This window comes from Protofrankia sp. Cr1 (assembly GCF_963555865.1).
GTDB lineage: Bacteria > Actinomycetota > Actinomycetes > Frankiales > Frankiaceae > Protofrankia.
Genome location: NZ_CAUVXO010000408.1, coordinates 1 through 4,819 on the forward strand (window position 1 = coordinate 1; position 4,819 = coordinate 4,819).

Consider the following 4,819-nt stretch of genomic DNA (forward strand, 5'->3'; position numbering starts at 1 on the left):
GGATTTGTAGATCGCGGGGACACGGCAGGAATACTGCTGGCAGTCCGGGCAGCTGCGCCGGTTTCAATCCGACTCGGATTTGTAGATCGCGGGGACCGGCGTGGAGCAGCGGCTGAGCGATGCGTGGTTTCAATCCGACTCGGATTTGTAGATCGCGGGGACCGGCGTGGAGCAGCGGCTGAGCGATGCGTGGTTTCAATCCGACTCGGATTTGTAGATCGCGGGGACACCGAGTCCCGCACGCCGTTCGAGGATGAGGAGTTTCAATCCGACTCGGATTTGTAGATCGCGGGGACCGGTATTGGGGGTTCCCGCCCCCCCCCGTAAGGGTTTCAATCCGACTCGGATTTGTAGATCGCGGGGACCCCAGGGAGCAGTTTTCCCTGTCGAGCACGCTGTTTCAATCCGACTCGGATTTGTAGATCGCGGGGACTTTCGACAAGGTCGGGGATAACCCCGATTCGAAGTTTCAATCCGACTCGGATTTGTAGATCGCGGGGACAAGGAGTGTTTAGGCCGCTAGACCGGACCACCGTTTCAATCCGACTCGGATTTGTAGATCGCGGGGACTGGTCCTGACCTTCTGGCAGAAGGTGCAGATCGAGGTTTCAATCCGACTCGGATTTGTAGATCGCGGGGACTATCGTGGTATGCGGAGCGGTGGCAATCGCCACGTTTCAATCCGACTCGGATTTGTAGATCGCGGGGACGGGAGGCAGGGAGGGAGATAAGGATACCACTCGTTTCAATCCGACTCGGATTTGTAGATCGCGGGGACCGTTCCAATCGCGCGATGGGAAGGAAGGGCACAAAGTTTCAATCCGACTCGGATTTGTAGATCGCGGGGACAAAGGACAGAGTTAGGTGTAGCGACGGAAAGAGTTTCAATCCGACTCGGATTTGTAGATCGCGGGGACCGCTGTCCGTATTGTACCCCTCCTGACCTGCGGTTTTGCAAGATCATACCACAACCTCCAATTGAAGATCTTTAGGATCATGGACGGATGATCTATGGATCGCACATCGATGCAGGTCAGAAGGCATATCGATCTCCCACCACAACCTCCCGCGTTTGTCGGCGTGTCGGAGGTTGTGGTGGTTGCGGGCCTGGTCCGTCTGCATGGGATGGCGGCGGTACCGACCGCCACTCTGGTCCGTGGCACCGGAGTGTCGTGGCAGAAGAGCAAGGAGTGAGGCACATGGTCCGCTGGTTCAGCCGGACGGAACCTCGACCCACCGCCCCGCGCCACCACCAGACGTCCGGTCGCGATGCTCTGCCGAAAGACGGTGCCCCGCGACCCTCGACCTCCCGACCGCCGGCTGCCTCGCAGGACGTACTGGCAGCCATGGGCCGACCGGCGGTGCTGTGGGCGGCGTGGGCACGGGTCGCCGCCGGCAGTGGAATGCCGGGCGCCGACGGCCTTTCCGTCGCCGACTTCGCCCGCCAACTCGGCATACGCCTCGACCGACTCACGGACCAGCTCACAACCGGCGCGTATGAACCGCAGCCGCTGCGTCTGGCCACGATCAACCGTGGCGGCCGGCGGAGAGCCCTCGGACTGCCCACAGTGCGGGACCGCATCGCCCAACGCGCCTTCCTTGAGGTCTGCCACGACCAGCTCGACGCCGCGTCCGTGGAGGTGAGCTTCGCCTACCGCCGGGGCCGCTCCTGGCTCGACGCGCTGGCTGAGGCAGAACGCTGCCGGGATAACGGGCACACGACTGTGCTGCGCACCGACGTCGCAGACTATTTCGCGTGCATTCGCCATGACCTTCTCCTGGCCGCTCTTCCTCCCGGGCTGGCCGGTGAGGCAGCCACACTGATCGACCGCTGGATAGCCGCACCACTGCTCACCGAACACGGAATCATTCCACGAACCAAGGGTATCCCGGAAGGGGCGCCCCTGTCTCCCGCCCTGGCTAATCTTCATCTCCGCGCCTTCGACACGAACGTCCATCATAATCCCGGCAATCTTGTGCGCTATGCCGACGATATCGCGGTGTTCTGCACCGACGTCGACGACGCGATCGCGGCGGCCCACACCGTCGGACGCGCACTGGCGGATCTGCACCTGGAGATGAACGCCACGAAGACCTACATCTCAAGCTTCGACCGGGGTTTCTCCTTCCTGGGATGGGTTTTCTACCGGGACGGCGGATGGGAGGCCGAACCCACCGCCGGGTGGACACATCCGATGTCCGTCGGACGCCAACGCCGCACCACTCGGCCGGATCCGGCCGCCTACACAGGGCCGCAGGAGACGTCCGCCCGCACGACGGCCTACCGGAGGGCACGGTGAACCGACCGACGAATCCGTGGACGAATCCGTCCATAAGGCGGCCGACACGCCGCCCCCTGTACGTCGTCGGTCACGGCCTCGTTCTCGGCCGCAGCGGCGGCCGGCTGATCGTGAGCCGGGACAAGGCGGTCATCACATCGGCGCCGCTCGGCCGGATCAGCGAGGTCGTCGTCTTCGGCAACGTCGGAATCACCACACCGGCGATGGCGGCCATCCTCGCCGAGGATGCACCGCTGGTGCTGCTCAGCGCGGACGGCCGGGTCCGCGGACGGCTCGAACCGCCGAGGGCGTCACACATCGATGCCCGCCGGCGGCAGCTACTGCTCCATCATGACGAGCCGGCCCGGCTCGAACTCGCCCGCGCGTTCGTCCGGGGGAAGCTCCACAATCAGGATGTCCTGCTGCGCAGGCGGGCGGCAACGGCCGAAATGCCCGAGGAGGTCTGGTCGTTGGCCCGGCGCATCGCCGCGGCCGGCACGGCGGTCGACAACGCCACGTCGATCGCCGAACTGATCGGCGTCGAAGGAGCGGCGTCCGGTGCCTACTTCCGCGGAATCCGGCTTCTTCTTCCCGCCGAGCTCGGTTTCCGACGTCGTGAACGGTTCGACCCCGACCTTGTCAACGTCCTGGTCAACTACACCTCCGCGCTGCTGCGCGAGGTCGTCTTCGGTGCGGTCGTCGCCGCCGGTCTCGATCCGTACGTGTCGTTCCTGCACGCCCCGCGACCGGGCCGGCCGACGCTGGTGTTCGACCTGATGGAGGAATGGCGCGCGGTCCTGCTCGAGTCGACCGTCCTGGGAGTGCTCGGCCTGCGCATGATCCGCCCCGAAGATCTCACCATCGAACCGGCGCCCCGGCGAGGCGAGACCCTGCGGGGCTCCGCGGACGACCCCGGGCGCGACACCGCGGGGGCTGACGCACCCGGACGCCCGCGGCTCGGCCCGGCGGGGACCGCGGCGGTCATCGCCCGCTTCCGGGCCCGGGTGGACGCCCCGGCGCGGAGCTGGACGGTGGCCCCCGGCACCACCTACGCCACTCTGATCCGTGAACAGAGTCTCGCCCTGCGCAGGAGGCTGACCGACGACGTTCCCTACGAGCCCTTCCACTGGCGGTGATCGACCGATGACCAGGCCCGGTGGCGGATTACTGGTGAGCTTCGACGTCTCCTCCGACCGGCGCCGGCGCACGGTCGCGAGGACGCTGGAACAGCACGGGCCGAAGATCCTGCGATCAGTCTACGACCTGGAACTGCCGGCGGGACGGCTGGACAGCCTGGCGGCCCGCCTGACCGAGCTCGTCGAGCCGGACGATCATCTCGTGGTCGTTCCGCACTGCCCGCACTGCCGACTGCGCTGGCACGGAGTCCCGCTCGACGCCGTGCCCGACCACGGATGGGTCGCCGGATGATCGAAACGAACCGGTGAACACACCACTGGTCGTCGTCTACGACGTCTCCGAGGATGAGCGCAGGGATCGGGTCACCCGATCGTTGCGGCCGGTCGCGGACCGGTTCCAACAGAGCGGCTGGTACGTGCCCGCCGGCACCGGCCTGACGGCCGGTCGGGTCGGGGTCGGAATCGCCGGGCTCCTCGGGCGCGGCGACCGCCTCGGGGTGTGGCAGCCGTGCCCGTCCTGCTGGCGCACGGTCCGCTGGCTGCCCGACGGGGCCTGGCGCCCGGCACCCACACTCACCGGTCGCGGCGGATGGGTCATCCACGGGTGACGGATGCCCGGATGCCCGGATGCGTGGTGCCCGCCGAGCTGTGGTGCCCGCCGAGCTGTGGTGCTCGCTGAGGTGTTGACAGGCTCGGTATCGGAGCTCTAGGGTTCTTCCCAGTCAGTCTTTACGACGACTCGTGACCATTTTTCGGTCATCGTAACCGGCTTCGCCGGTCCTTTCGAGGTCGCCCGGTCATCGGGAGGCCGCCATCCAGATATGGGTGGTTCATTTTCGGCGGTTCGACGTTGCGTCGTGCCGCCGTGGTCGGAAGGACCCCCGTGAGCCTTCGCCTGAGCGCCATTCTCGACGCCGACGACGACCGTGCCGCCCGGGCCACCTGCCGGCTGCTCGAACCCGCGCTGCGCCGCCGGGTCCGCGCCATCGTCCGCAGAGCTCTGCCCGGCGCCTGCGCCTGCCAGGACGGCCGAGTTTGCCACATCTGTCAAGCGATCATCGATGACATCATCCTGGCCGCACATAGCAAGCTGCGCGACGCCGCACGCGGTCAGCTTCCGTACACGCGCGGCACGCAGGAGCGGCCCGGCGAGGAGGTCCGCGAGTGGCGGCTGCTGGTCGACGGGCTGACCGAGCCGGCTGAAACCGCCTCGCTCGACGCCGACGTCGCCGGCTCCATGCTGGCCGCGTACAAGCCGTCCCGCTCGGGCCCCTCGCGCCAGGCCGAGCAGGCGACCCCGCCGGACCAGGCGTGGCTGCGGGCGGCGTGGGCGCAATTGATCCACTATCGGACCACGAACCTCGAAATCGACCTGCGGCGCAGCGCCGCGGTCGAGCGTGGACC

At 66.8% G+C, this 4,819-nt stretch carries 6 protein-coding genes and 1 CRISPR repeat array; all 6 genes read left to right on the plus strand.

What is annotated here, in order from left to right:
* The first annotated feature begins 60 nt into the window (after positions 1 to 60).
* Positions 61 to 917: direct repeats of the CRISPR family, unit length 36 nt; unit sequence GTTTCAATCCGACTCGGATTTGTAGATCGCGGGGAC.
* 94 nt (positions 918 to 1,011) lie between these two features.
* Complete coding sequence (locus U9980_RS22485) at positions 1,012 to 1,194, plus strand: hypothetical protein (protein WP_322769752.1); 183 nt, start codon at positions 1,012 to 1,014, stop codon at positions 1,192 to 1,194.
* Between the two features lie 152 nt (positions 1,195 to 1,346).
* Positions 1,347 to 2,300 carry a reverse transcriptase domain-containing protein gene (locus U9980_RS22490; protein WP_322769753.1) on the plus strand — a complete coding sequence of 318 codons (954 nt, stop codon included), beginning with the start codon at positions 1,347 to 1,349 and terminating at the stop codon, positions 2,298 to 2,300.
* Positions 2,297 to 3,415, plus strand: a complete 1,119-nt coding sequence (cas1, locus tag U9980_RS22495) for a CRISPR-associated endonuclease Cas1 (protein ID WP_322769754.1) — start codon at positions 2,297 to 2,299, stop codon at positions 3,413 to 3,415. Before U9980_RS22490 ends, cas1 begins: the two co-directional genes overlap by 4 nt.
* A gap of 7 nt (positions 3,416 to 3,422) precedes the next feature.
* Entirely contained in the window at positions 3,423 to 3,707 is a 285-nt protein-coding gene (gene cas2 / locus U9980_RS22500; protein WP_322769755.1) for a CRISPR-associated endonuclease Cas2, read from the plus strand.
* Between the two features lie 13 nt (positions 3,708 to 3,720).
* The gene (locus tag U9980_RS22505) at positions 3,721 to 4,023 is read left to right on the plus strand and encodes a hypothetical protein (RefSeq protein WP_322769756.1); all 303 of its coding nucleotides are present in this window, start codon (positions 3,721 to 3,723) and stop codon (positions 4,021 to 4,023) included.
* Positions 4,024 to 4,298: 275 nt separating this feature from the next.
* The coding region (locus tag U9980_RS22510) for a hypothetical protein (protein ID WP_322769757.1) at positions 4,299 to 4,819 on the plus strand (521 nt) is incomplete at its 3' end.